The following is a 24764-nucleotide window of genomic DNA, read 5'->3' as shown; positions in this document are numbered from 1 at the left end:
CGCCGCGAGCGGCCAGGCGCCGAGGCCCTTGGCCGAACCCTTGAGACTGTGGGTCGCGTTCTTCCAGTCGATGGCGGTGACGGCGCTTTCGATGCGCTCGATATAGATGCCGGCCTGGGCGCGGAAGAGACCGAGAAGCTCGATCTCCAGCGCGCGGTTGCCGAGCGTGTATTTCGCCAGATGCACCAGGTCGAGCGGGCGCGCGGCCGGTACCGGCACCTCGCCGGCGCGGAAATTCATCGGCGTGCCCGCCGCCTTGACCGTCGCCACTCTCACCTGGGGTTTCATCGGAGCCACTCCATCCCGTCATTCCCGCTGCCGGAAAGTCTAGGGGCCAAGGGGGTACTGAATCGTTAAGCCGTGTGACCCACGGTGCCGGAAAGCCCCACCACGCCCGGACGGGTGGCGATGCGTCTTGCAGTTATGGCTAACAAAAGCTCAAGCGCGGCGGGCAAGCAGGCCATGAACGGCGCCCAAAAGCGGCAAGACGGTGTTAAGGTTGACGGCGCGGGGGGCATCGGACAGGCTGGGACGACGCCAGCGGGGAGGCCGGAGACTTCATGAAAAACAAAGACTTGCCGACCAAATCCGGCACGGATGACAACGGCGCGACAGGCGTGGCCGCCGAAACGGGCGCGGCTGCGGCCGAGCCGCAGGTTCGCGCCGCCAATGAAGACAGCCCGACCGGCGGCGCGCTGATGAAACTGATCGCCCGCCGCCCGAGCCGCCGCATCATCGGCGCGGCGGCGGTCGCGAGCCTTTTCGTGCTGGGCGCGGAAGCCGCCTTCCTCTGGGGGCGCTACGGGCTCGACGGATTGCAAGCGCTGACGCAACTCGAAACCGGGCTGATCGCGGCCGCCGCGCTGGCGCCGCTGACGTTGATCTGGATGCTGGCTTTCATCGTCTGGCGCGGCCAGGAGATGCGGCTGATGGCCGACGCGCTGGCCCGCACCGCGATCCGCCTGTCGGACCCGGAAGATTTCGCAAGCGGCCAGATCGCCACCATTTCGGGCGCGGTGCGCCGCGAGCTCGCCGAGATGCGCGAAGGGCTCGAAGCGGCGCTGAAACAGGCCGGCGCGTTGAAGGAGATCGTCACGCGCGAAGTCGAGGAGATCGACCGCGGCACGGGACGCGCCGAATTCCGCACCCGGACGATGGAGGAACTGATCGGCCGCCACCGCGCGAGCCTTGAGGAAATCGCCAAGACGCTCGGCAGCGAAAGCGACGCGATTTCGCGCGCGATCCGCGAACAGGTGGACGCGGTGCGCGGGCTGACCGGCAAGGCCGAAGAGGACCTCCGGCAAGCGGGCAACGCCGTGTCCACGCAGGCCGAAACGCTTGGCCGCGTCAGCGAGGCGGCCCGCGCCGGCGCCGATGCGACGACGGCCATGCTCGACCATCAATCCTCGCGCCTCGAAGTGGTGGCGACGGGCGCGCTCGCAAAGGCCGACGAGCTCGGCCAGCGCTACGAGCGCCAGCGCGCCGTCATCGCCGATGCGGCCGACCGCCTGGGCGCCGAACGCGAACGCTTCGACACGAGCTTCGAGGCCCATCGCCAGACGATGGAAACGGCCGATCAGGCGCTTGCGCGCCACACGGCCGAGATCGGCAAGGCGGTCGAAAGCCTCGGCACCGGGATCGAAACGAGTTTCGACAGCGCGGCCGCGCGCGCCGCCGCCCTGCGCGAGACGATCGCCGGCGAAATTCGCGACGCCGCCGCCGAGGCCGAAAGCGCCTCGACCGCCGTCAGCCGCTCGGCCGGCGCCGCGTCCCGCGCCATCGGCGCGACCGTCGACGAGCTGAAGGCCGCGACCGGCGCGCTCTCGACCGACGTCGCGCGCTCGGCGACCGACGCCATCGACCGCACCACCGAAAAGGTGAGGTCGGCGACCGTCTCGATGAGCGAGGAAGTGACGCGCGTCACCGAGGCGCTGACGCGCGAGCTTGCCGGCCGCACCGGCGAGATACGCGGGCTGATCGAGGCGACGGCATCGGAAAGCGACAACGCGGCCGAGCGCTTCAACGCCGCCATGATCCGCCTCGGCGGCACGGCGCGCGAGGCCGGCCGCGCGCTGCACGAGGCGACCGACGATCTGGCGGGCCGCATCGACGAACTGCCGGGCGAGGCGGCCGAAAGCGCGCGCGCGCTCAAGAACGTGCTGCAGGAACAGGTGTCGGCGCTGGCGACCATCGCCGAAATCGTCGTCCGCCATGCGCGCCTGCTCGACCGTTCGGCGCCGCTGCGCGAGGCGACGCCGCCCCTCCCCGCCGCGCGGCCCGCGCCGCCACAGACGCCGCGCAACACCGAGCGCCGCTGGGGCCTGTCGGAACTGCTCGCCGCCGCCGAGCACAAGCCCGCCGCCGATCCGGCCGATCTCGCCGGTACGGGCGACGGCGACTTCCAGCGCGCCTCGCTGCATGTCATCGAGACGCTGCAGGCGCTTGCGATCGATCTCGACGCCGCGCTCGAACAGAGCCCGCCGGCGGAATTGTGGCAGCGCTATCAGGCAGGCGAGCGCAACGTCTTCACCCGCCGGCTCTACAACCTGGCGGGCCGCGAGCTTTACGACCGGATCGCCGCGAAATACCGCAAGGACGGCGAGTTCCGCACCCATGTCGACCGCTTCACGACGACCTTCGAATCGCTGCTGGGCGCGGCCACCGCGCGCGACCGCGACAACATTCTGGTGCAGACCTATCTGACGTCGGACACCGGCAAGGTCTATCTGATGCTGGGACAGGCGACGGGGAAACTCGGCTGAGACGTGCATCGGCACAGGTCAATAAGGGGTTCACGCGAAGGCGCGAAGAAGAAAGAAAGATTTTTTCACGCGGAGCCGCGGAGCCGCGGAGAGATTTTAATGGCGCTTCGCGCCGAAGGCGCAACAATTATCTTCTTCTCCGCGGCTCCGCGCCTCCGCGTGAGTCCTTTCTTACTTTCTTCTTCGCGTCTTCGCGTCTTCGCGCCTTCGCGTGAACACCTAAGACGACGCAGGTTTCGGCCAGGCCTTTGCGCCTTCGTCGAGCGTCCAGAGCGCGATGTCCGACAGCACCTGACCGAGCGCGGCGTCATATGCGGCGACGATGTCCGTCATCTTGCCGCTGGCGGATGGCGCCGTGGCCGAGAACTCGCGCGACGCGACGATGGAGCGGTCGGAAGCCCGTAACAGGCGGGCGAAGAAGACGACGCGCGCTTCCGTCGACGTCTGGCCGAGACCCTGCGCCGCGACACGGGCGGCGGCGAACTGCCTGACGTCGCCGGTGAGCGCGAGGTCCGTGCGCGCGGCACTGCCCGCGCCGATGACGGCCGGAAAGCGGCCGGTATTGTGCAGCGTCTCGACTGCAAGCGCGGCGATCATGCGCGGCGCGCGATCGCTCCAGCGCGCGCCGGCATAATATTTGATCTCGTTGGGCGAGGGCTGGAAGACGATGCGGGCCGTGTCGAGCGCGGCCGGCGCCGAGAAGGGTTCGACGACGATCTGGGCACGCATGGCAGGCGCCGCATCGGGCGCCTGCGGCGAGGGTGCCGTCAGCACATAGAGGTCGGGCGCCGGCTCGCCGGCGACATTGGCAAGCGCACAGGCGCCGAGCGGCGCGAGCGTGAGCACAAGCGCCCCGGCGCGCAGCATCTTTCGCAAACTCATCCCCCACCCCCTCATTCGGCCCGAACCTCGGGCACGTTGTTGCCGATCAGAAAGCGCGCCGGATCGTCCTGCGCGCGCGACGCGATGCGGTCGAGCGAGGCGACAAGCGCCCGCGTTTCGGCGACGAGCTGCGGCAACTGCGCCATGCCGGCGCCGATGCCGGGCCCGCCCTGCTTCAGGATCTGATCGAGTTCCTCCGCCACCAGACGATAGGAGCGCGCCGCCTCGCGCGCATCGGTGAGGAAGAGGCGCACATCGTCCTTCAGCAGCGCATCGGCGTTGCGGCTGAGGCTGTTGAGATGCACCGACGCTTCGGAAAGCTGCTTGATCGCCCGGCGCATGTCGTCCGAGCCGCCGGCCAGCGCCGCCGACATGGTGTTGAGATTGTCGAGCGCCTCGGTGATCGATTGCTGATTGGCGGTGACGACCTTGTTGAGATCGCGGATCAGTTTGTTGGCGCTTTGCAGCGTTTCGGGCCCCGCCGCGAGCAGGTCCTGCAGCGTCGACGGCGCGGCGCGGATGACCGGATAATCCTGACCGGGCTTCGCTTCGAGCGCCGCCGATTTCTCGCTGCCGCCCGTGATCTGGATGAAAGCGACGCCGGTGAGGCCCGAAAGCTCCAGTTGCGCCACCGAGTCTTCCTTGATCGGCGTGCGCGCATCGACCTCGATGACGGCGACGACCTTGTTGGGATTGCGCTCCATCAGATAGAGCTCGGTCACCTTGCCGACCGGCAGGCCGTTATATTGCACAGGCCCCGATTCCGAGAGGCCGGACACCGAACCGTCGAAGACGATCTTGTAGTAGGAGAACTGCCGGTTGAGCTGAACGTTGTTGAGCCAGAGCACGAACAGGAAGATGGCGGCCAGCGTCAGCAGCGTGAAGGCACCGATCAGCACATTGTTGGATTTGATTTCCATGGCTCTCACTTGCCCGCAAAGGCGGCGCGCGCGCGCGGCCCGTGAAAATATTCGTGAACCCAGGCGTGCCGGCTCAGCAGCATGTCGTCGATCGTGCCGACGAGAATAACATGCTTCTCGGCCAGAACCGCTATCCGGTCGCATGTCGCATACAGCGTATCGAGATCGTGGGTGACCAGAAAAACGGTCAGGCCCAGCGTTTCCTTGAGATCGTTGACCAGTTCGTCGAAGGCGGCCGCGCCGATCGGATCGAGGCCGGCGGTGGGCTCGTCGAGAAAGAGGATTTCGGGGTCGAGCGCGAGCGCGCGGGCAAGACCGGCGCGCTTTCGCATGCCGCCCGAAAGTTCGGCGGGAAGGAGCGTGGCCGCCTCGGGCTTGAGACCCACCATCGCGATCTTGACGGCGGCGAGTTCGTCCATCAGCGCCGGCGACAGATCGAGATGCTCGCGGTAAGGCACCTGGATGTTCTGCGCGACGGTGAGCGCGGAGAAGAGCGCGCCGTCCTGGAAGAGCACGCCCCAGCGCCGCTCATGGATGCGGCGCTCTTCCTCCGGCAGCTCGGCCAGATCGATGCCGAAGACGCGGATGCGGCCGGCATCCGGTTTCTTCAGGCCGAGGATCGTCCTGAGCAGCACCGATTTGCCGGTGCCCGAACCGCCGACAATGCCGATCACCTCGCCGCGCTTCACGGTGAGGTCGAGATTTTCGTGGACGACATTGTCGCCGAACCGCGTGACGAGGCCCTCGACTTCGATGATGGGTTCGCCCTTGCGCATCGCCTAGATATCCACCGCCGTGAAGAACATCGCAAACAGCGCGTCGAGAACGATGACGAGAAAGATCGAATAGACGACCGAGCGCGTCGTCTGCGCACCGACCGATTCGGCGCTCCCCGTGACCGCCATGCCGGCGCGGCAGCCGACCAGCGCGATGGTGGCGGCCATGAAAGGCGCCTTGACGATACCGACGCCGAAGGTCCAGAAGCCGATCGCCTCGTGCACGCGCTGGATATAGACGCCCGGCGACATGCCGAGCATGAATTGCGCCACCACGCCGCCACCGAAAAGCCCCATGATGTTGGCGACGAAGGTCAGCATCGGCAGCGCCACGATCAGCGCCAGCACGCGCGGCACCACCAGCATGTCCATCGGATCGAGGCCGAGCGTGCGCATCGCATCGATTTCCTCGCGCATTTTCATCGAGCCGATTTCGGCCGTGAAGGCGCTGCCCGAGCGGCCCGCGACGATGATCGCGGTGAGGAGAAGCCCGACCTCGCGCAGAAAGATGATGGCGATGAGGTTGACGGTGAAGACCTCGGCGCCGAACTGCCTGAGCTGCACCGCGCCCTGCTGGGCGACGACGGCGCCGATCAGGAATGTCAGCAGGCAGACGAGCGGCAGCGCGTCGAAACCCGCCTTCTCCATATGATGGACGAAAGGAACGACGCGCAGGCGGGATGGATGGACGATGGTGCGGCCCAACGTCGAAACGACGGCGCCGACGAAAGCGAGCATGCCGAGGGCCTCGTCGCCGATCGCGCGCATCGCCGCGCCGATCCGGCCGGTGACCTCGATGTGGAACGGTTGTGCCGGATGCGCGATTGGTTCGGGCACCCCGCCCGCGCCGATCTTGTCGCTCAGGAGGCGCTGCGCCTCGCTCATATTCGTCAGCGCGACCGATAGACCCCGCGCCTCGAGCAGCCGCGCGGTCCGCGCCAGCACGCAGGCGCCGGCCGTGTCGAAGCGGTCGATGCCCGCAAAGTCGATCTCGGCCTTGCGAGCGGCGGGCGGCGCGGCCGTCAGCGCCCGCAATTGCCGGTCGACCGGATCGAGATGGACGATCGACCAGTCGCCCGACAGGGCGATGTGCAGGGTCTCGCCATCGATGCCGGTCTCGCAGGACGCCGGCGCGCCTGCCCCGGGCTCCGACCTTGCTGATTCGCGCGCTCCGGCCAAATCGCCCCCATCCCCCGTCGCTTATTCCGACTGCCGCCACTTTGCCCTTGCGCCCGGCCCGCGGCAAGCAATCCCCCGTTTTCCGGCGTGCGCGCGTGTCGCATGGTTTTCCCCACGCGGCGATTTAGTCTAGTTTCTGTGTCCCTCCCGGCGGCAAGCGAGCCCGGTTCCGGGTCCCGACCTTCAGAAAGGTGTTCCCATGCGTGCTTTCCATGCGGCTTTGACGGCGATTGCCCTGGTGTTTTCGGTGTCGGCGGCGCTTGCCGACGAGGTCGATCTCGCCGCCGGCAAGAAGATCTTTGCCCGCTGCAAGGCCTGCCACACGCTCGACGAAGGCGGCAAGGACGGCATCGGTCCCAATCTCCACGGCGTTTTCGGGCGCACGGCCGGCACGAAGGAGGGCGTCAGATATTCCAAGGCGATGACCGCGAAGGGCGAGGAAGGCCTCGTCTGGTCCGAAGAAACGCTGATGACCTATCTCGAAAAGCCCGCCGCCATGGTGCCCGGCACCAGCATGGCCTTCCCCGGCCTGAAGAAGCCCGAGGAGCGGGCCAACCTGATCGCCTATCTGAAGCACGAAACTGGCGAGGAATAATCCTCTTTTCGCCATAATACTGCTCCCCGCGACTGGAACGATTACTGCACCGAAAGCAGTGGCGACATCCGTCTTTGTCCCGTAACAAGACAAAGGCGGGGTCGAAAGTTTCAACATGGGGCACCCGTTCCGGCGCATCGGCCGGAGCGGTCGCAGTGAGACATGAATCCGACGCCTGCCTTCCGCAGACTTTCCGCGATCCTGCCCGGCCTTGTGCTGGTGCTGGGCCTTGCCGTCGCGATCTACGATCCGCGCGGCGCGGGGAGTTTCCTGCAGAACCAGGCCTTCGACCTCTATCAGCAGATCCTGCCGCGCGAAGCGGCCGCCACGGGACCCCGCGCCGTCCATATCGACATCGATGCCGAAAGCGCCCGACGCCACGGCGCTTGGCCCTGGCCGCGCAAGCGGCTGACCGGGCTTGTCGACCGCCTGCGCGAAGCGGGCGCGACGGCGATCCTGATCGACGCGCCGCTTTCCGAGCCCGATCCGACGGCCGCCCGCGAACTGGTGCGGCTCTGGGCGCCGCTGCCGGCGGGCGACGAATTCGCCGGTCTCGCGGCCGCGCTGCAAGGCCTGCCCGACCATGACCGCGAACTGGCCGGCCGGCTGCGCGCGATACCGTCGATCACCTCCTTCATGCCGGACCGGCCGGGCTTCGGCGACACGCATATGCCGGCGCGGCCCGCATCGATCGCGCCGCAAGGCGGCGATCCGCGGCACTATATGCACGCACACAGGAACTGGCGCCCGACGCTCGCGCCCTTCGAGGCCGCCTCGCACGGCGTCGGCGCGACCTTGCCAGACGGCGCGCCCGGCGCCCGCCTGCGCGAGCTGCCGCTGCTGGTCAATCTGGACGGAACGCTCTATCCCTCGAACGTGCTGGAGACGCTGCGCGTCGCGCATCAGGGCGCAGGCTACCGCGCCGTCGTGGTCGCGCCCGAAAGCGGCTTTTCCTTCGAGATGGAACCCGGCATCGAGCGCGTCGAAATCGACGGCACGCCGCTCGTCGCACAGACGATGCGGGACGGCAAGCTCCGGCTCTATTTCGGCGGCGACGATACGCGCGTCACCATTCCCGCCTGGAAAGTGCTCGCGCGGGACGGCGACACCCCGCCGCTCGCGGGCCGCATCGCCGTGATCGGCGTCTCGGCCGACGGCGTCGAACGCTTCTTCGACACGCCGGCCGGCGTGTCCCTCGCCGCCGGCGCCATCGCGGCGAGCGCCATCGACCAGATCGCGGGTGGCCATTTCCTGGTGCGGCCGGGCTGGGCCTCGAGCGCCGAACAGCTTTTCATTTTCCTCGGCGGCATCCTCGTCATTCTGGTGGTGCGCCGCTTCCGCCTGCGCTGGGGCCTGACGCTGACCCTGCTGCTGATCGCCGGCGGCACTTACGGATCGTGGTGGGCGTTCGAAACACATCGCTGGCTGATCGACCCGGCACTGGGCAGCGTGACACTGCTTGCCGCCTGTTTCACCTGCGCGCTGATGACGCGGCTTCACACCGAAGACGAAATCCGCTTCGTCGAAACCCAGTTCGGCCGCCGTCTCTCCTCATCGGGCCTTGCCCGGATGAAGGCCAATCCGCGCCTCATCCGCGCCGAAGGCACGCTGCGCGACGTGACCTCGGTGGTGGCGGGTCTGCGCGGCTTCAACATCATCGCCGACCGCTATCTCGAAGATCCGACCGCCTATGCCGATATTCTCAACCGCTTCTTCTCGCCGATGACCAAGATCGTGCAGGACCGCAACGGCATGGTGGATCGCGGCGTCGGCGACACGCTTTATGCGGTCTGGAACGCGCCGCTCGATGCTTCGGATCACGCCTCGAAGGGCTGCGACGCCGCCCTGCGCATGGTCGAGAACCTCGAGGCGCTCAACGAATTCCTCGAAGAGGATGCGCGCCGCCAGCATCTGAGCCATGTGCCCTTGAGCCTGTCGATCGGCATCGATACCGGCACGGCGATCACCGGCAATATGGGCGCCGTGCAGCGCTTCGACTACGGCGTGCTGGGCGAGCCAGTCAGCTTCGCGGCCTATCTGCAGAAGAATGCACGTCACTACGGCCCGGCGATCATCGTCGGCGAAGGCACGCAGCGCAGCGTCGGCGGCCGCTATGCGCTGCTTGAAATCGACCTCGTATCGACGCCGCGCCATCCGGAAGGCCGCCGCGTCTATGCGTTGCTGGGCGACCCGATCATGCGCGCCAATCCGAAATTCCGCGCGCTGCAGGAAGCCCATACGCTGATCTTCTCGGCCTATCGCAGCCAGCGCTGGGCCGAGGCACGCGCCGCCATCGCCGAATGCCGCAAGCTCAACGGCGCGATCCCGACGCTTTACGACTTCTACGAAGCACGCATCGCCGCCTATGAGGCAAACCCGCCCGGCCCGCACTGGAACGGCGCCTTTTTCGCCGGCCGCATCTAGAACGCCGTCTGTCCCAACTCGGGGCTTGGCGGCGGCACGCCGCCACGCCATGATCGCGCTCCCACAGAAGGACGCGAGAGGCCGGCCCTTTTCATGCGCGAGATCGACGCCGAAACCGAATCCTGGCCAATTGCCGGCGCCTTCACGATTTCACGCGGCTCGAAAACCGAGGCGCGTGTCGTCGTCGTGACGCTGCGCGAAGACGGCCTGACGGGCCGCGGCGAATGCGTTCCCTATGCGCGCTACGGTGAAACCGAGAAGGACACGCTGGCCGCCATTCGCGCCCTTCAACCGCAAATCGCCGACGGCCTGAGCCGCGAGGAGCTGCAACGCATCCTGCCGCGCGGCGCGGCGCGCAACGCCATCGACTGCGCCATGTGGGCGCTGGAAGCGCGGCGGACGAACTGCCCCGTCTGGAAACTGGCCGGCCTCGACGAACCGGGGCCTGTGACCACCGCCTATACGCTGAGCCTCGCCGCACCCGACGCCATGCGCGAAAGCGCGCGCGAAAATGCCGACCGCCCGCTCCTGAAGCTGAAACTCGGCGGCGGCCCGGACGACATCGCCCGTGTCAAAGCCGTGCGCCAGGGCGCGCCCAATGCAACGCTGATCGTCGACGCCAATGAGGGCTGGAAAGCCGACGATGTGTTGCCGATGGCGCGCGAACTGGCGCGGCTCGGCGTGGCGCTCATTGAGCAACCGCTGCCGGCAAAGGACGACGAGGCACTGCGCGGCATCGACTGTCCGGTGCCGCTCTGCGCCGACGAAAGCGCGCATGGGCTTGAGGGCATGAAGCGGCTTGTCGGCCTCTATGATTTCATCAACGTCAAGCTCGACAAGACGGGTGGGTTGACCGAAGCCCTGTCGGTGGTGCGCTGCGCGAAGTTGCGCAAGCTGCGCGTGATGGTCGGTTGCATGGTGGCAACATCACTCGCCATGGCGCCGGCGATGCTGATTGCGCAAGCCGCCGATTATGTCGACCTCGACGGCCCGTTGCTGCTGGCGAAGGACCGCAAGCCCGGCCTGCGCTATGAGGGCAGCACAGTCCATCCGGCGGAACCCGCCCTCTGGGGCTAAAGACGTTCCTTGAGCGCGGCAAGCTGCTCCTGCCACCATCCGCCCATCGTGCCGAGGAACGGCACATCGGCAAGGCCGTGCCGCGCCGGATGATCGCCCGGCAGCGTTTCCCAGCCGCGATGCTCGAGCAGGATGCGCGTGCCGCCCTCGACCGGCTGGAACCGCAACTCGACTTCCGTCACCTGGCCCTCGCGGTAATTCGGTGCGCGCCATTCGAAGACGAGACGCTCGCCCGGCTGCCAGACCAGAATGCGGCCGACCTCATAAATGTCGCCCGCCGCCTCGTCATAGACCTCGACGAGACGCCCGCCCTCGCCCGGCTCGAAGCGCATGACGCCGTTCTTGCGCGGATGAAAGCGGAACTTGATGCCGCGCTGCCACCAGAGATCGACATCTTCCGTGAAGGCGCGAAACGCTTCGGCTGGATCGACCGCGAGCCTGACGGCGACGGCAACCTTGCCGCTCATTTCCGTTTGCCCCTGCGCGGCTTCTTTTCCGCATGCGCCTTGAAGGCGCCAAGTTGCACAGTCCAGAAGGCCGCCACTTCCTCGAGCCAACCCTGCAGCTCTGTGAACGGCTGCGCCCGCAGGCTGTAGAGCCGCGCCCGCGCATCGCCCGCCTCGCGGCTCTCCTCGATGAGATCGTTCTCGCGCAACACGCGCAGATGACGGCTGACCGCCGGACCGCTGATCGCGAATGCGGCCGCGAGATCGCCGGCGCGGCGCGGGCCCTCGCGCAGCATGTCGACCATGCGCCGCCGCGTCGGGTCGGCAAGCGCCGACAGAATGCGGTCGATTTCTTCCGGCGGCGGCGCGGCCTCGCGCATCAGGCTTTGCCCTTCACGACAAACTCGCCCGCCGCTTCCATATCCTCATGCGACATCGCGCGGATCGTCTGGCCGAAGGTCCAGAAATGCCCCTCGCAATCGAAGGCGCGATAAACCCTGTCGCCGTAGAACTGATCCTCCGGCGGCGCCGCAATCGTCGCGCCTTCGGCGGCGGCGCGAGCATGATGTGCGTTGACGTCCTTCACCTGCACGTGAACGCATTGCGTGTTCCGGCCGCCGAGCGATTTCGGGCTCGCCGGAAAATCGGCCCAGCCCGTGCCGCCCAGCATGACGCGGCCATTGCCGAAATCGAGCTCGGCATGCTGCACTTTTCCGTCCTTGTCGGTGACGCAAAGACTGGTCTCGAAGCCGAACACCCGTTCAAGCCAGGGAATGGCGGCATTCGGATCGTCGTAGAAAAGCGCCGGCACGACTTCCGCCGCCGCGGCTCCGGTTTTTTCAACCATGTCTTCCTCCCGTTGCTGTCCGGGGGATATTTAACACTCAGGCTAATATATAATCAAGATGTTAAATATATCTCTCAAATATCGAGCACGATCTTGCCGAAATGCGAGGCGCCCTGCATCAGCCGAAACGCCTCCTGCGCGTCGGCGAGCGGAAAGCGCTTGTCGATGACGGGGTGAATGTCGTTCTGCTCGATGGCGCGGCTCATCTCCTCGAAATGCGCGCGGCTGCCGACGGTGACGCCGCTGATCTTGAGGTTCTGCGCAAAGATTGCCGCGACGTTCACGTCCTTGCTCAAACCGCTGAGAATACCGATGACACCGACATGGCCGCCGACGCGCGCCGCCATGATCGATTGGGGAAAGGTATCCGCGCCGCCGACCTCGACCACGTGATCGACGCCGCGCCCGCCGGTGAGCTTGCGTGCTTCCATCGCCCAGTCGGGCGTCGACTTGTAGTTGATGAAATCGTCGGCGCCGAGTTTCTTCGCCCGTTCGAGCTTCTCGTCCGACGATGACGTGACGATGACGCGTGCGCCGGCCGCCTTGGCAAACTGCAGCGCAAAAATCGAAACGCCGCCGGTTCCCTGCACCAGCACTGTGTCGCCGGCCTTCATATTGCCTTCGACGACCAGCGCGCGCCATGCAGTCAGCGCGGCACATGGCAGGCAGGCAACCTCTTCGTCGTTGAGATTGGCCGGCGCCTTCGACACCCCCTCGGCGGAAAGGCACATATATTCCTGCGCGCAGCCATCGATGGGACCGCCCAGCGCCGTCGCGCCGAGCACTTCGGGGCGCGGACCGCCCGCACGCCAGCCCTGGAAAAAGCGCGGCGCGACGCGGTCACCCTTCTTCAGGCGCGTGACGCCATCGCCCACCTCGATCACTTCGCCGCAGCCATCCGACAGCGGCACCAGCGGCAACGCCTTCGGGTTGCCGCCGAAGCCGAGCACGGTCGCGAGATCGCGATAATTGAGCGAGGCCGCTTTCATCTTCAACACGACCTGGCCCGGCCCCGGCTTCGGCTTCGGCAAGCCCCGTTCCAACGGATTCAGATTTTCGATGCCATAGGCGCCCTGAATGGCCATCGCGCGCATGTCGTTTCCTCCCGTTCGTCGATTGCTGTTGGTGCAATAACTGGCGCAGAAAAAGCGGATGTCAAACGGATGCGATTTGACGCAAGGTCAGGCTCAGCGAGGGGCATCGCCCTTGATCTGCGTGCGGTGCATGACGCGGCGCTCGCGCCCGTCGAAACCGTCGCGGCGATGAATGGCGCAGCGATTGTCCCAGATCAGCATGTCGCCGACCGCCCATTTGTGTGTCCATGAAAACTCCGGCTTCGCACAAAGCGCCCACAACCGGTCGAGCAGCTTCTCGCTTTCCTCGACGGAATAACCTTCAAGATAGCCGTTGAGACGGCGGCCGAGATAAAGCGCCTTGCCGCCGGTCGCGGGATGGGTGCGGATCGCGGGATGCTTCGCCCCCGGTGCGGTGCGCACATCGGCAACCGCATCGGCGCCCGCGCGCAACTCGCCGACGCTGGTCGTGCTCGCATCGTGATTGCAGATGCGGCCTTCGAGAGCGCTGCGCAGATCGGCGGGAAGCGCCTCCAGTACCTTGTACATATTGGCGAAGCTGGTGTCGCCGCCCTTTGACGGGATTTCCAATGAGTAGAGCACGCTCGCCATCGGCGGTGCCGGGACATAGGACATGTCGGTGTGCCACTCCGCTTCCTTGTCGCCCAGCGCGCCGATGGGCCTTCCGTTTTCGAGCACGTTGGAGATGATCCAGATTTCCGGCCGCGACTTTTCCTGCGAGCCCGCCATGTCAGTGGCGCTGGCGGGCGCGATGTCGAGCTCGCCGAAATGGCGCGAGAAGCGGATCAGGTCGTCGTCGGAAAGTCTCTGGCCGCGAAAGAGCAGAACGACATGATCGTACCAGGCCTGCTGGATCGCCGTGAAAGCATCGTCCGTCAGCGGCTTCGACAGATCGACGCCGCGAATCTCCGCCCCAAGCGCTGCGCCCGATGGAATGACTTCAATCGTCATTTTCTTCTTCCTCTTCGTCCTCGGACACAATCAACCCGCCTTGCCATCGCAACGCGAGCAATGCCGTTCCCGCAAGCGCCACAACCGCAGCACCGGCCATGACGAAATAGGTGTAAGGCCCGAGCATCTGGTAGATCGGCCCGATGCCGATGGTAACAAATCCCATGATAACGCCGGATGCCATCGCTGCGTAGAGGCTTTGCGCGGTCGCCGCGAGACGAGGCGGCGCGGCCTGCGCCACGAATTGCACCGCGCCAAGATGCGCCGCACCGAATGTCAGCCCGTGAAGCGCCTGCATCACGAAAAGGATCGCAATGGGCGGGCTCAAGGCGGTGACCGTCCAGCGGAGACCGGCGGCGGCACCCGCCAGCATCAGAAGGCGCACGGCACCGAACCGCGCCATGATGGGCCCGGAAATGTAGAAGAGAACGATCTCGGCGATGACGCCCGTCGCCCAGAGGAGACCGATTACTGCGTCGGAATAGCCCTGGATTTGCCAGGCAAGCGAACCAAACGCGTAGTAGACGGCATGGGTCGCCTGGATGAGGCTCGCCGTCAGCACAAAGAGAATGAAGATCGGATGACGCCCAATGCCGAGCGCGCCCGCAAACTGGCGGCGATGCGGTATTGCCGCCGTCGGCCGCGTCTCGCGCGGCAGCAGCCAGACGCCCGCAACATTGAGCACAAGCGCCGCCACGAGGCAGACCGCGATGATCGATGGCGTGTTCCATTCGAGCAGCCAGCCGGCACCGGCACTGGCGGCGATAAAGGTGATCGAGCCCCAGAGCCGCACCCGCCCGTAGTTCATGCCCTGATCGATACGGGCGCGCATGGCGATCGTTTCGACAAGCGGGCCAATCGCCGGGAAGACGGCGTTGAGAACCAGCGCGACGAAGAGGATGGGACCGAAGCCCTCGACCCAGAGAAAGAGCGCCGCGGAGGCGAGCGAGGCCCAGGCAAGCCAGACCATGACGCGGCGCCGGTCGCCGATCCGGTCCGCAACGGCGGCAAAGAAGGGGCTCACGACGATGCGCAGGAAAAGCGAAAGTGCGACAACGAGCGAAATCTCGGTCGCGTCGAGCCCTTGCGATTTCAGCCAGACGGGAAAGAACGGTAGGTAGACGCCCGTGAACAGGAACATCGTGCCGTAGACGGTCGCAAGGCGGACGGCGAAAGACATGGAAACGGGAGCCCCGGAAAGGTGCTCACTGATAGCGCGGCAGCGGGCCGGGGGGAAGCCCCACCCTAGCCCAATGACGGGAACGGCAGCTTCCGCCGTTCGGTCGCGGCCACGAGATAGTCCCAGATGCGAACCTCGAGCGGCCCCGCCCAGGGTGCCTTCGACGCCTCGACATATGCCTGCAGCTCAATCAGCACGTCGCTGAGCACGGCATTAGCCGCGTCGAGCGCCTTGATGCGCAACGAGGCATCGCGCGAGATCGCCGCTTCGCCAAGCCGCGTCTTCAGGCCAGTGTCCTCGACGACACGCGCCGCCTCGGCGAACAGCGCCCGCATTTCGGTGTTTTCGGCAACGCGGATTTCGGCGGCGCGGTCGTGCTCCTCTGCGGTCATGAACATCATCATGCCCATGATGCCGACATTGCCCATCGAATATTCGGCGTTGAGATGCGGTGCGACATCCATCAGCAACGTGCCGAAGAAGCCCTGCATCACGAGATCGACATCGGGTTTCATGCGCGCGCCTCCCGTGACAGTTCCGCGAGGCGCTTCGCCAGCACGCGGTTGTGAACATCGGTGCAATACCAGCTCGAAAAGGCCAGCACCGGATCACGATTGGCCCCGGTCTGGTATTCCTTGCCGGCCGAAATCCAGATCGCAAGCCCCTTCAGCGAATTGAAAATCGCCCACCAGCGCAGGCGTTCGGGGTCGATCTTGAGGCCGCTTTCCTTCTCCCAGATCGCGAAGGCCTCCTCGCGGCCGATCATGCCGCCGGGCCTGTCCGGCTGCTGGAAGGCCCAGAGCGGATCGGCAGCCCATGCGACATCTTCAAGCGGGTCGCCGAGATGACACATTTCCCAATCGAGAATGGCGCGGATATGGCCTTCCGGATTGAACAGAAAATTACCGGTGCGGTAGTCGCCATGCACGACCGAAATTTTCTCCGCCGGCGGCGGCGGATTGCGGCGGAGCCAGCGGATCGCGGCGCGCGCGACCGGCTGCGGCGCAAGTTCATCCTCGTCGATCACCTGCTCCCACTTGTCGAGTTCGCGCTTCCAGCAGGCATCCGGCGCAATGGAACCCATATTGGCATCGAAACCGATTTCCTTCGGTTCGGCGGCGGCGATGCGCCCCAGATACTTCCAGAACTGGCGGCCAAGCGTTTCGGCAAGCGGGCCGTAAGGCTCGGCATTGAAGGGCGAGCCCGCCACGCAGCCCTCGATCTGCTCCATGACGAAGAAAGGCCGGTCGAGCCATTTGAGATCGGTCTCGAGATAGAGCGGCTCCGGCACCGGCAGCCCGGTCGGGTGGAACGCGCGATAGGCGTTGTATTCGACGTCACGCTCCGTCTCGATCAGGCTCGCCACCGGGTCGCGGCGTAGAATGAGCGGACGTGTTTTCCTGTTTCCGCCCTCTTGCCAACTGGCGCTCAGGCGGAAAGTCTCGCGGCTGGCGCCGCCATGGATACGCGAAACGCCCGCGACTTCGACGTTCGAAGCCTGCGGCATCTTGTGTGCGAGATAGGCGGCGATGCGGGGGGCAAGATCGTCCATCGTCATTTCGCCGGGTCGAGAACGTCTTTGAAGCCCGACGGCGCATGCGGGCCGATGATCATCTGTTCGAGAATGCCGGCGCCTTCCCGCGTCGAACCGTCCGGCAGCGTCATTTCGGCTTTGACGAAGGCCTGAATATGAAGATGCGGCGGCGCAAAGCTCTTGATGTCGGAGAGCGTGAATTCCTCATAGCCGAGCGCATTGTCGCCCTTGTGTGCGCCATGCGCCCACTCCGGATGCCCGTAGCCGAGACCCATCATGTAGAAATTCCATTTGGCTGTGAGATCGATACGCGTCTTGTCGCCCTTGCGGTTCTCGAAAAAGATCGACGCCGACTTCGCATGCCGCGATCCAGATACGAATTTGAGCTCCGAGCGTACACGATCCATTTCTTCCGGTTTCGCGTCACGGCCCAGCGGGCACATGACGCCGGAAAGATTCCACGGCTCCCCATGTTCATCGTCATTGACGTGGAACAGCGTGATGCGATCCTCGAAATTGAGCGGCGCCCACAACCAGTAGAACTGGAACGGCATCGTCGGCACCATCGGCTGCGCGTCGGGGGCGCCGACGGGGCGCACGCCCCAGGAACGATCGCGCGTGCCCACAAAAGCATCGCGCGTGACTTCGACACGCGTGCCCCCGATCTCGATCCAGCCTTCCCAGTCGCCGTTCTGTGTCAGGCGCGTCAGGTCCATCAGCAGGCGCGGCCCGTTGCGGCGCGTGAAGCGCGGCTCCTTCAGCGCCGGGGCACGGCCGTGGAACGTCAGATCGGCAGTGATGCCGTATTCATTGTCGGCGACGCGCACGCGCAGCGATTGCAGCGGCTCAACGACTTCGATAGAGATCGGCCCGACATGCGTGTCCATGCGCTCCATGTTGAGAAAGCGCGACGCATGGATATTGCGCTGCACGCCGTCGACGATGACGCAGAACGATGCATCCATGATGTTGAGATGCGGATAGACGCCGAGCGCGGCAGCGAAAAACACCTCGCCCTCGCGCGTATAGCCGTTGAAGAAGTAGCGGTCGTAGAAATTGCGGTCGGTGCCCGAAAATGCGATCGGCTCCGGTGTTTGATGAATCGGAAAATCGTCCGCCTTGGTGAGCATCGCGCTGGCCTCCCTCGCCGCCCGGCTTCAATGGCCGGATTTGTTCTTGATTGCTTGGCGGCCAGAATGACGGCGCGCACGGCAAGGGTCAACGCCGCCTCAGGCACCGTGACGCAGCGGAAGCGCCGCCGCTCAGATTTCCTCCATGTCGAAATCGGCTTTCGGCGTGCCGCAATCGGGACAGACCCAGTCTTCCGGCACGTCGGCCCAGCGCGTTCCGGGCGCGATGCCGTCGTCGGGCCAGCCCTCGGCCTCGTCGTAGATGAAGCTGCAGGTCGCACATACCCATTTCCGGTAGGGCTCCGCCATGAGGCGCCTCCTCGTTCATGAGAGGATACAAAGCCGACCCTAGCTCACCACGGCGTGACTTGCATCGGCGGGCCTTGTTCCCGATCCTCCATTCACCATATGACCCGAAATTGTTGCATGCCGCTCGCTCAGGAAACACTGCACAAAGGGGCAATCATGAAAATTTTCATCACGGGCGCATCGGGCTTTGTCGGCGGTGCCGCGGCACGGGAGCTGGCGCGCGACAATGAGGTGCTGGCCCTCTCCCGTTCGGAAAAATCCGACGCGATTATCAAGGCGCTCGGCGCGACGCCCGTTCGCGGCGACCTCAAAAACATCGACGCCCCGATGCTGAACGGCGTCGACGCGGTGGTGCATTGTGCGGCCAAGGTCGAGACCTGGGGCCCGATGAGGGAATTCATCGACATCAACGTGAAGGGCACCGAGCGCCTGCTCAAGGCCGCGCGCAAGGCGGGCGTCAAACGCTTCGTCCATATCGGCACCGAGGCCGCGCTCTTTTACGGACAGGCGATGAACGATCTCGACGAGACGGCACCGATGGCCTTCACCTCGCCGCTCCCCTATCCGCGCAGCAAGGCGCTGGCCGAACGCGCCGTTCGGGCTGCCAATGCCGACGGCTTCACGGCCATCGTGCTCAGGCCGCGCTTCATCTGGGGCCCGGGCGATCAAACGCTGCTGCCGGCGCTGAAAACGATGGTCGCGGCAGGCCGCTTCACCTGGATCGACAGGGGCCGCGCGCTCACCGACACGGTGCATGTCGACAATGTCGTCCATGCGATCCGCCTGGCGCTGACCAAAGGCACGGGCGGAGAGGCCTACTTTATCACCGATGGCGGCGAACCGATTTCGTTCCGCGACATGATGACGAAGATGGCCGCCACCATCGGCCTCGAGCTACCCGACAAGAGCATGCCGGGCTGGCTCGCGCGCGGCGCCGCGAGGTTTCTCGATCTCGTCTGGCGCCTGACATTGCGCCGGACACCGCCGCCCATCGACCCGCATACCGCGGCACTGCTGTCGCGCAACTGCACGCTGAAAATCGGCAAGGCGCGGCGCGAACTCGGCTATGAGCCGGTTATATCGCGTGACGCCGGCATCGCCGCGCTGATGCAGGGCAAGGGCTGAAACCGCATTGCGCGCCGACGGGCTTTGCCCGATGCTTCACCAACAATATTGACGGAGAAACCCGGATGCGACTCTGGCTGACCATCGGCGCGCTGAGCGGCCTCGTTTCGGTGGCGCTGGGCGCCTTCGCGGCACATGGGCTTCAGGCGCGCGTCGGCGCAGCGGAGTTGGCAGCCTTCGAAACGGGTGCGCGCTACCAGATGTATCATGCACTGGCGCTGATCGCCGTCGCCTGGGCGGCAGCGCAAGGTGGCGGCGCCTTCGCGCAGGCCGCGGGCTGGGCCTTCCTCGTCGGCACCATCCTCTTCTCGGGCTCGCTCTATTATCTGGGTCTCACCGGCAGCCGCGCATTGGTGCTGGTGACACCCATCGGCGGCGTCGCCTTTCTGGCCGGCTGGCTGGCGCTGGCTTTTTCGGCGTGGACATCGAAAAGCGGAAGCTGAGCCGTCACCTCTTGTAATAAAATAGACTACGGTCTATTTTCCTGCCGGGGCCGGGGCCGGGGCCGGGAGTCGAGGCGGAGACGAGAGTATGGCAGAGCGGATTTTGGTGGTTGGCGGCGGTATCGCCGGTTTGTCGACGGTGCTGGCGCTGGCCCGCGCGGGCCGCGAAGTGACGATACTGGAGCGCGACCCGCCGCCGCCCGACACCTCGGCCGATGAAGCCTTCGAGCATTGGGAGCGCAAGGGTGTCGGCCATCTGCGCCACAGCCACGCCTTCCTGGCGCGGCTTCACATGCTGATCCGCGACAATTACCCCGAGTTGATGAAAGACCTGCTGGCCGCCGGCTGCCGGGAAATCCGCTTCGTCGACAACCTCTCGCCCACACTGCAGCAGCGCTATGTGCCGGCGCCGGGCGACGAGGACATGACGATCCTGACCAGCCGGCGCACGACGCTGGAACTGGTCATGCGCCGCTACGCAGCGCGCCAGCCCGGCATTCGCTTCGAGACTGGCGCGCTGGTGCGCGGCGTTCTGACCGACCGCGAAGACGGCAAGCTACGGGTCACCGGCGTCACCGTCGAACAGAACGGCGAGCGGCGCGACTGGCCGGCCGACATCGTGATCGATGCCGCCGGCAAGAACAGCCAGTTGATCGAATGGCTCAACGAAGCGGGCGCCGGCATCTCGGAAGAGAATGAACGCGCGGGCATTCTCTATTTCACCCGCCACTACCGGCTGCGCGACGGCGTGGCCGAGCCCGAGCGCGGCAAGGTGCCGGGCGCCGGCGATCTCGGCTTCATCAAATACGGCCTCTTTCCGGCCGACAATGCCCGCTTCTCGATCACGCTGGCAGTGCCCGAAATCGAAATCGAAATGCGCAAGGCGGTCGTTCGTCCCGAAATCTTCGACGCCGTCTGCGCCCAACTGCCGGGCATCGCGCGCTGGACCGCGCCCGAAACATCGACACCCATCAGCCGGGTTTTCGGCATGGGCGAATTGATCAGCCGCTGGCGGCACATGACGGTGAAGGGCGAGCCGCGCGTGCTCGGCTTCTTCCCGATCGGCGACAGCGTCATCCGCACCAATCCGCTCTATGGGCGCGGCTGTTCCTTCGCCGCCATCGCCGCCGAAGCGCTGCGCGACGCGCTGGACCGCAAGGACCCCGCCGCGCGCGCCGCCTATTATCACAAGCGCCTCGCGCTCGATCTTCGTCAGTACTATGACGATATGGTGAAGCAGGACCTGGCGGCCACAAGGCGCGCGCGCAATGCGATCGACCCCGACTACAAACCGGGCATGAAGGCACGTGTGATCAAGAGTTTCGCCGAAGACGCGATCCTGCCCGCGGTGCGCAGCGACATCGAACTGTTGCGCACCTTCATGCGCGCCTTCCACATGGTCGACCGGCCCAATCTCTGGCTGCGCGATCCGCGCAACATCTCGAAAATCCTCACCACCTGGGCGCGCGGCAAAAGACGCAATGCCGACCACTATCCGCCGAAGCTCGGGCCCAAGCGCGACGAAATGATGAAGACGCTTGGCCTGTCGCCGACCGCCGATGTCGAACGGCTGAAAGCCGCATAAAAAATCAAACGATAAATCTTTGAAACCGGGAGGATACGGCGATGAAATTTCCTGAGCCGCATTACGTCGACACGAACGGCATCAGGATGGCCGTCTACGAACAGGGACCGAAAGACGGCGTGGCCGTCGTGATGTGCCACGGCTTTCCGGAACTCGGTTATTCCTGGCGCCATCAGCTTCCCGCCATCGCGGGCGCGGGTTTCCGCGCCATCGCGCCGGACCAGCGCGGCTACGGCAACACCGGCGGCCCGAAGGGACCAGACGCGGTGCCGCTCTACGACATCGCGCATCTGACGGACGACCTCGCCGGCATGCTCGACGCCCTCGAGCTCGAGAAGGCGGTTTTCGCCGGACACGACTGGGGTGGCATGGTCACCTGGCAAATGGCGCTGCGCCATCCCGATCGCGTCGCCGGCGTCATCGGCGTCAACACGCCGTTCATTCCGCGCGGACCCATCGATCCGATTGCGGGCATGCGCATGGTTTTCGGCGAGGACATGTACATCGTCTATTTCCAGAAGTTCGGCGTCGCGGAAAAGATCTTCGACGCCGACGTCGCACGCTCGATGCGCTTCTGGTACCGCAAGAGCGCGATGAAACTTGCCGATTTCGACGCCCTTCCCGCGGACCAGAAAAACCTGTCGTTCCTGAAATCCTTCGAGACGGACGAGAGCACCTGGCTCGGCTCACAATTGCTCAACAAGGAAGAACTCGACTACTACACCCGAGCCTTCGAGAAGTCGGGCTTCGAGGGCGGCATCAACTGGTACCGCAACTTCACGCGCAACTGGCAGCTGACCGAAGGCCAGGTCGAAAAGATCGACGTGCCCTGTCTGATGATTTCGGCCGCCGACGACATCGTTCTCCGGCCGGAACTGACGATCGGAATGGAAAATCACATCCCCGACCTCGAAAAGCATGTGATCGCCGATTGCGGCCACTGGACACAATCGGAGAAGCCGGACGAGTTGAACCGGCTGATGGTCGACTGGCTGAAACGCCGCTTCGGCTGACGGCCTTCGCACAAATGTGACTTGCCGCCTTTCCCGGAAATGACCAGAATGACCAAATAAGGATATTTGGTCATTCTGGCTGGGGGGAGATTGGCATGGAATGGATGGAGCGCCTCCTCGCCGATCCCGCCTTGCCGCAGGCCTTCCTGACCTGGCTGATCTTCATCAATTCGCTGGCGGTCTTCTTTTTCTTCAGCCATTTCGCGGCCCGCGCCGTGCTGGCGGTCTGGCTCGCCAACTTGTCGCTGATCGGCCTGGCGTTTGCCGGCGGCGTGCCGGCGCTGAGCCATGTGCTGCTCTGGACGCCGCTTCTGCTCTGGCTCATCTGGCGCAATCCGGAATTTGCTCTGCGCTCGCCGCTCGGATTGTGGCTGGTTGCGGTCTTCGCCTCGAACCTTGTCGGGCTGGCGGCTGGCTATGCCGTACTCTTCGGCGGCCACAGGGAAGGACCGGCAATGCTCGCCGGGTTCTGAAAGCCTGCTAGACTGGGCACCCGGTTCCCAGCTCCGGCAAGCTCATGACGATCGCCCGCGACCGTGCCGCCCTCCTGTTCGCCAACGAAACCTTTTATCGGGCTTTCGCTGAACGCGACGTAACACTGATGGGCGCACTCTGGGCCGATGCGGAACCCATCACCTGCCTGCATCCCGGCTGGCCGCCCATCGAGGGCCGGGACTCGGTGCTGCAAAGCTGGCATGCAATCCTGGCCGGGCCGGCGAGCCCCGATATCGAATGCCTGCATGCTCGCGCCGGCATTCATGGCGACACCGGTATCGCCATCTGCTACGAGCGCATTGGCCCGGATTACCTGCTGGCGACCAACATCTTCATCCGCAGTGGCGAAGGCTGGCTGATGGTCCATCACCAGTCGGGCGCCGCGCCGGACCCCGAGGAAGACGTTCCCGCGCCGCGGCGCCGCCTGAATTGACGCCCGCAAAGCCGCTCGCTGACATTTTTGTTAGCGGGTTGTTGCCTCGCCGCTATGCCGTTATGATCCGCCGCGCTCTAATGCGGCGCAACATGGGATATATTTGACCTGTATCCGTGCCGGACCATCCGGACGCCGCCTCCGGCGTACACCATGAGAGATCGAGGAAATCTGTATGTCGCAGGCGCTGGAGCGCAATGAGACGGATGACGCGCTGGCCGGGCCTGCGAAAAAATCCATCACCGAAACACCGAAACTGGCTGCCATTTCCGGCGACCGGCCGCTCCGTATCCTTCTACCCAGCTACCGCTCGAACCCGACCACCGGCGGACAAGGCGTCTATATGCGTCACATCGCCAAAGCGTTGGCCGAACTCGGCCACCAGGTCGATGTGATCTCCGGTCCGCCCTATCCCGAAATCGACCCTCGCGTGAAGCTGATCAAGCTGCCCTCGCTCGACCTCTATGCCAATCCGCATCCGATCCGCTCGCTGCGCCCCTGGATGTTCGGCTCGCCCATCGATCTCTTCGAATGGTGGAGCCATGCGACCGGTGGCTTCTCCGAGCCCTACACCTTCGGCGAACGCATGGCGCGCTATGTACGCGGAACGGTCGCCGACTACGATGTCTGCCACGACAATCAGACGCTGTGCTGGGGTCTGCTGAAAATCCGCGACATGGGTCTGCCGACCGTCGGCACGATCCACCATCCGATCACGATGGACCGCCGCATCGACATCGACCACGCACACACGCTACAGCTCAAGCTGCTGAAGCGTCGCTGGTATTCCTTCCTCAACATGCAAATCAAGGTCGCGCGCCAGCTCGATCCCCTGATCGTCGTATCCGAAAGCACGCGCCGCGACGTCGCGCGCGAGTTCGGCGTCGACATCTCGAAGACGCGGCTGGTGCTGCACGGCATCGACCACATCCAATTCCACCCCATGCCCGAGGTAAAGCGCCGCGACGACCTGCTTGTCGCCTGCGCCAGCGCCGACGTGCCGCTGAAGGGGTTGATCTACCTGATCCGCGCCTATGCCGAGCTGCTGAAGACCCGGCCGAACCTGAAGCTGAAAGTCATCGGGCGGCTGCGCGAGGGCAACACGTCGCACGAGTTGCGCACGCTCGGCATCATGGACAAGGTGGAATTCATCGGCGGCGTCAGCGACGACGACATCACGCGGATCTACAACGAGGCGACCATCGCTGTTTCACCCTCCGTCTATGAGGGCTTCGGCTTTCCCTGCGGTGAAGCGATGTCCTGCGGTACGCCCGTCATCGCCACCGACGGCGGTTCGCTGCCCGAGGTCGTCGGCGATGCCGGTATCGTCGTGCCGCATTCCAATCCACCGGCGTTGGCGCGTGCCATCGCCGCGATGCTCGACGATCCCGAGATGCGCGCGCGATACGGCCAGGCCGGACGCGAGCGCATCCTCGCAAAATTCAAATGGGAACGCGCGGCGCGCGAATGCGTCGACATTTACAGGCAGACAATAGCAGATGCAGACAATCGACTTGAACGTGCTCGGGCTTAGGGACGGCCAGCGCGCGCTCGACCTCGGTTG

General features: G+C 65.3%; 25 protein-coding genes and 1 pseudogene. 11 read left to right on the top strand and 15 right to left on the bottom strand.

Features of this window, described 5'->3' with window-relative positions; genetic code table 11:
- A pseudogene (locus tag WEB61_RS04500) lies at window positions 1-288 on the bottom strand (hypothetical protein); the annotation flags it as partial.
- Window positions 289-560: 272 nt separating this feature from the next.
- On the opposite strand from WEB61_RS04500, the gene WEB61_RS04495 reads away from it, so the two are divergent.
- On the top strand, window positions 561-2762 hold the full coding sequence (locus WEB61_RS04495) for a hypothetical protein (RefSeq protein ID WP_368063131.1): 2202 nt from the start codon (window positions 561-563) through the stop codon (window positions 2760-2762).
- A 219-nt stretch (window positions 2763-2981) separates the two neighbouring features.
- Here WEB61_RS04495 and WEB61_RS04490 read toward each other — a convergent pair whose 3' ends face one another.
- From WEB61_RS04490 to WEB61_RS04475, 4 genes are read right to left on the bottom strand one after another with little or no spacing between them, the layout of a single operon-like run.
- Window positions 2982-3644, bottom strand: a complete 663-nt coding sequence (locus tag WEB61_RS04490; protein ID WP_368063130.1) for an ABC-type transport auxiliary lipoprotein family protein — start codon at window positions 3642-3644, stop codon at window positions 2982-2984.
- 11 nt (window positions 3645-3655) lie between these two features.
- The gene (locus WEB61_RS04485) at window positions 3656-4564 is read right to left on the bottom strand and encodes an MlaD family protein (RefSeq protein ID WP_368063129.1); all 909 of its coding nucleotides are present in this window, start codon (window positions 4562-4564) and stop codon (window positions 3656-3658) included.
- Between the two features lie 5 nt (window positions 4565-4569).
- On the bottom strand, window positions 4570-5340 hold the full coding sequence (locus WEB61_RS04480) for an ABC transporter ATP-binding protein (RefSeq protein WP_368063128.1): 771 nt from the start codon (window positions 5338-5340) through the stop codon (window positions 4570-4572).
- A 3-nt stretch (window positions 5341-5343) separates the two neighbouring features.
- The gene (locus tag WEB61_RS04475) at window positions 5344-6519 is read right to left on the bottom strand and encodes an ABC transporter permease (protein WP_368063127.1); all 1176 of its coding nucleotides are present in this window, start codon (window positions 6517-6519) and stop codon (window positions 5344-5346) included.
- Window positions 6520-6718: 199 nt separating this feature from the next.
- On the opposite strand from WEB61_RS04475, the gene WEB61_RS04470 reads away from it, so the two are divergent.
- From WEB61_RS04470 to dgcA, 3 genes are all read left to right on the top strand, one after another.
- Complete coding sequence (locus WEB61_RS04470) at window positions 6719-7114, top strand: cytochrome c family protein (RefSeq protein WP_368063126.1); 396 nt, start codon at window positions 6719-6721, stop codon at window positions 7112-7114.
- 162 nt (window positions 7115-7276) lie between these two features.
- Window positions 7277-9538, top strand: coding sequence for a CHASE2 domain-containing protein (locus WEB61_RS04465; protein ID WP_368063125.1), 2262 nt, complete (start codon window positions 7277-7279; stop codon window positions 9536-9538).
- A gap of 93 nt (window positions 9539-9631) precedes the next feature.
- Window positions 9632-10615, top strand: coding sequence for an N-acetyl-D-Glu racemase DgcA (dgcA, locus tag WEB61_RS04460; protein WP_368063124.1), 984 nt, complete (start codon window positions 9632-9634; stop codon window positions 10613-10615).
- Here the strand turns inward: dgcA and WEB61_RS04455 are convergent.
- The 10 genes from WEB61_RS04455 to WEB61_RS04410 all read right to left on the bottom strand — a co-directional run bounded on the left by WEB61_RS04455 (window position 10612) and on the right by WEB61_RS04410 (window position 18106).
- Window positions 10612-11082 carry an SRPBCC domain-containing protein gene (locus tag WEB61_RS04455; protein ID WP_368063123.1) on the bottom strand — a complete coding sequence of 157 codons (471 nt, stop codon included), beginning with the start codon at window positions 11080-11082 and terminating at the stop codon, window positions 10612-10614. The two genes, dgcA and WEB61_RS04455, sit on opposite strands and share 4 nt — an antisense overlap.
- Window positions 11079-11441: an ArsR/SmtB family transcription factor gene (locus WEB61_RS04450; RefSeq protein WP_368063122.1), complete on the bottom strand. Its 363-nt coding sequence runs from the start codon at window positions 11439-11441 to the stop codon at window positions 11079-11081. Before WEB61_RS04450 ends, WEB61_RS04455 begins: the two co-directional genes overlap by 4 nt.
- Entirely contained in the window at window positions 11441-11908 is a 468-nt protein-coding gene (locus tag WEB61_RS04445) for a VOC family protein (protein ID WP_368063121.1), read from the bottom strand. The genes WEB61_RS04450 and WEB61_RS04445 overlap by 1 nt, the downstream gene beginning before the upstream one ends.
- 74 nt (window positions 11909-11982) lie before the next feature.
- A complete protein-coding gene (locus tag WEB61_RS04440) occupies window positions 11983-13002 on the bottom strand; it encodes an NAD(P)-dependent alcohol dehydrogenase (protein WP_368063120.1) in 1020 nt (339 codons plus the stop codon).
- 93 nt (window positions 13003-13095) lie between these two features.
- Window positions 13096-13953 (bottom strand): TauD/TfdA dioxygenase family protein, encoded by an 858-nt coding sequence (locus WEB61_RS04435; protein ID WP_368063119.1) that lies wholly within the window; start codon window positions 13951-13953, stop codon window positions 13096-13098.
- Window positions 13943-15133: an MFS transporter gene (locus WEB61_RS04430; RefSeq protein WP_368063118.1), complete on the bottom strand. Its 1191-nt coding sequence runs from the start codon at window positions 15131-15133 to the stop codon at window positions 13943-13945. Before WEB61_RS04430 ends, WEB61_RS04435 begins: the two co-directional genes overlap by 11 nt.
- Before the next feature lie 65 nt (window positions 15134-15198).
- Window positions 15199-15648, bottom strand: coding sequence for a hypothetical protein (locus WEB61_RS04425; RefSeq protein ID WP_368063117.1), 450 nt, complete (start codon window positions 15646-15648; stop codon window positions 15199-15201).
- Entirely contained in the window at window positions 15645-16685 is a 1041-nt protein-coding gene (locus tag WEB61_RS04420) for a phosphotransferase family protein (RefSeq protein WP_368063116.1), read from the bottom strand. The genes WEB61_RS04425 and WEB61_RS04420 overlap by 4 nt, the downstream gene beginning before the upstream one ends.
- A 2-nt stretch (window positions 16686-16687) precedes the next feature.
- Window positions 16688-17797 carry a hypothetical protein gene (locus tag WEB61_RS04415; protein WP_368063115.1) on the bottom strand — a complete coding sequence of 370 codons (1110 nt, stop codon included), beginning with the start codon at window positions 17795-17797 and terminating at the stop codon, window positions 16688-16690.
- A 132-nt stretch (window positions 17798-17929) separates the two neighbouring features.
- Window positions 17930-18106, bottom strand: a complete 177-nt coding sequence (locus WEB61_RS04410; RefSeq protein WP_368063114.1) for a rubredoxin — start codon at window positions 18104-18106, stop codon at window positions 17930-17932.
- Between the two features lie 156 nt (window positions 18107-18262).
- Here WEB61_RS04410 and WEB61_RS04405 point away from each other — a divergent pair, with 156 nt between their 5' ends.
- The 7 genes from WEB61_RS04405 to WEB61_RS04375 all read left to right on the top strand — a co-directional run bounded on the left by WEB61_RS04405 (window position 18263) and on the right by WEB61_RS04375 (window position 24734).
- Window positions 18263-19231, top strand: a complete 969-nt coding sequence (locus WEB61_RS04405) for an NAD-dependent epimerase/dehydratase family protein (RefSeq protein WP_368063113.1) — start codon at window positions 18263-18265, stop codon at window positions 19229-19231.
- A gap of 65 nt (window positions 19232-19296) precedes the next feature.
- On the top strand, window positions 19297-19674 hold the full coding sequence (locus WEB61_RS04400; protein WP_368063112.1) for a DUF423 domain-containing protein: 378 nt from the start codon (window positions 19297-19299) through the stop codon (window positions 19672-19674).
- Between the two features lie 88 nt (window positions 19675-19762).
- The gene (locus tag WEB61_RS04395) at window positions 19763-21259 is read left to right on the top strand and encodes an FAD-dependent oxidoreductase (RefSeq protein WP_368063111.1); all 1497 of its coding nucleotides are present in this window, start codon (window positions 19763-19765) and stop codon (window positions 21257-21259) included.
- 41 nt (window positions 21260-21300) lie between these two features.
- The gene (locus tag WEB61_RS04390; protein WP_368063110.1) at window positions 21301-22272 is read left to right on the top strand and encodes an alpha/beta fold hydrolase; all 972 of its coding nucleotides are present in this window, start codon (window positions 21301-21303) and stop codon (window positions 22270-22272) included.
- Window positions 22273-22367: 95 nt separating this feature from the next.
- A complete protein-coding gene (locus tag WEB61_RS04385; RefSeq protein ID WP_368063109.1) occupies window positions 22368-22745 on the top strand; it encodes a hypothetical protein in 378 nt (125 codons plus the stop codon).
- A 44-nt stretch (window positions 22746-22789) separates the two neighbouring features.
- A complete protein-coding gene (locus WEB61_RS04380; protein WP_368063108.1) occupies window positions 22790-23200 on the top strand; it encodes a nuclear transport factor 2 family protein in 411 nt (136 codons plus the stop codon).
- Between the two features lie 175 nt (window positions 23201-23375).
- A complete protein-coding gene (locus tag WEB61_RS04375) occupies window positions 23376-24734 on the top strand; it encodes a glycosyltransferase family 4 protein (protein ID WP_368063107.1) in 1359 nt (452 codons plus the stop codon).
- Window positions 24735-24764: the final 30 nt, after the last annotated feature.

Source organism: Parvibaculum sp., assembly GCF_040882025.1.
Taxonomy (GTDB): domain Bacteria; phylum Pseudomonadota; class Alphaproteobacteria; order Parvibaculales; family Parvibaculaceae; genus Parvibaculum.
Note: the sequence above shows the minus strand (reverse complement) of the source record. Positions and strands in the feature narration are given on the sequence as shown.